General features: G+C 38.1%; 2 protein-coding genes and 1 pseudogene. 1 reads left to right on the top strand and 2 read right to left on the bottom strand.

Annotation, left to right across the window (positions count from 1 at the left end):
- Positions 1–454, bottom strand: a 454-nt coding sequence (locus tag AC3AYF_RS21040; protein WP_487780415.1) for a GIY-YIG nuclease family protein, incomplete at its 3' end; no start/stop codon positions are given.
- 20 nt (positions 455–474) lie between these two features.
- Positions 475–678, bottom strand: a complete 204-nt coding sequence (locus AC3AYF_RS21035; protein WP_487780414.1) for a hypothetical protein — start codon at positions 676–678, stop codon at positions 475–477.
- A 292-nt stretch (positions 679–970) separates the two neighbouring features.
- On the opposite strand from AC3AYF_RS21035, the pseudogene AC3AYF_RS21030 reads away from it, so the two are divergent.
- Positions 971–1,387: pseudogene (locus tag AC3AYF_RS21030) on the top strand (transcription-repair coupling factor); the annotation flags it as partial.

Here is a 1,387-nt window from a genome sequence, read left to right as displayed (position 1 = left end):
TGTAACTTAAGCTTTCTCTGACCGCATGAGCATTAGGATAAGGTCCAAAATACTGTCCACGCTTTCGTTTGGCGCCACGATGTAAACTTAATCGTGGGTATTTGTCATCTGAAATCAATAAATAAGGATAGGTTTTATCATCACGCAATAGAATGTTATAGCGTGGCATAAACTCCTTGATAAGATTATTTTCAAGGATAAGTGCTTCATTTTCAGTGTGAGTAACCGTTATTTCAATAGTGGCAATTTGTGCCACCATCACTCGGTTTTTTGATGTTAAACCTGTTTTACGAAAGTAACTGGATACACGTTTTTTTAGATTTTTTGCTTTGCCAACATAAATTACAGACTCATCCGCAGCTATCATCCGATAGACACCAGGACGACTGGTCAACGTTTTTAAAAATCCCGAAGAATCAAATTCGGCATCGGCTGATTGAACATCCTTTTCCATTAATATAGTCTATACAACGCTTAATCTTCTTTTTTCGGCGAATACTGACGTTTATAACACTTATGTGCTTGATAAAAACTATTGGCAGAAAAGCCCAGTAATACAATACCACCAATCAACGCTGGCGTTTGTTCACTAAAAAAGTAAATCATTACTATTGCCACAACTAATTCAAAAACACCAATAACCTTTAGTAATACAACATTTTCTGTACGTTTAGCCATCTTTTCCACCATTGCAATAAATTTATTTGGCTGTACCTTATCACATATTAATAAGAGACCTTTGCACGAGTTGTATTTTTTGTCATAGCAAGGCACAAATAATCGAAAAAGCGCAGTTTACTAGTGTAAATGAGCATTTTTAGACTGTTTTTAACGCAGATATGTCATAAAAGACAACTCGTGCAAAGATCTCAAATAGTCAGTTAATAAAATGACCTCCATGAATTAACGCTATATATCCATCAGTTTGTATGGGAAAATAGCAGGCTTTTAGATCATTATTTAGAGTGCCATGGCTTCATTCAGCCCATTACAACCACAACTTCCAACTAATAATAAAGAACAACTCCGTGCAGGTCAGTTATATGGCAGCGCTCAGGGCTTATTATTAGCCAAAGCGGCTCAACAACATGATGGCCCTCTTTTAGTTTTAACCGATGACACCGCCTCCGCTCACCGTTTGGAATTGGAAGCACGTTTCTATCTAGGTGAACAACAGCTACCCATTTTGCATTTTCCTGATTGGGAAACGTTGCCCTACGACACCTTCTCACCGCATCAAGATATTATCTCTGAACGCTTAGAAACACTGCACCAATTGCCAAACTTTAAACAAGGCATTTTATTCGTACCCATTGCAACCATCATGCACCGCATTGCTCCGCATGAATTCTTGGGTGGCAATACACTGATGCTAAGTGTCGGTGAT

This window comes from Salinicola sp. (assembly GCF_982684285.1).
This window is presented reverse-complemented; position numbering and strand designations above follow the sequence as displayed.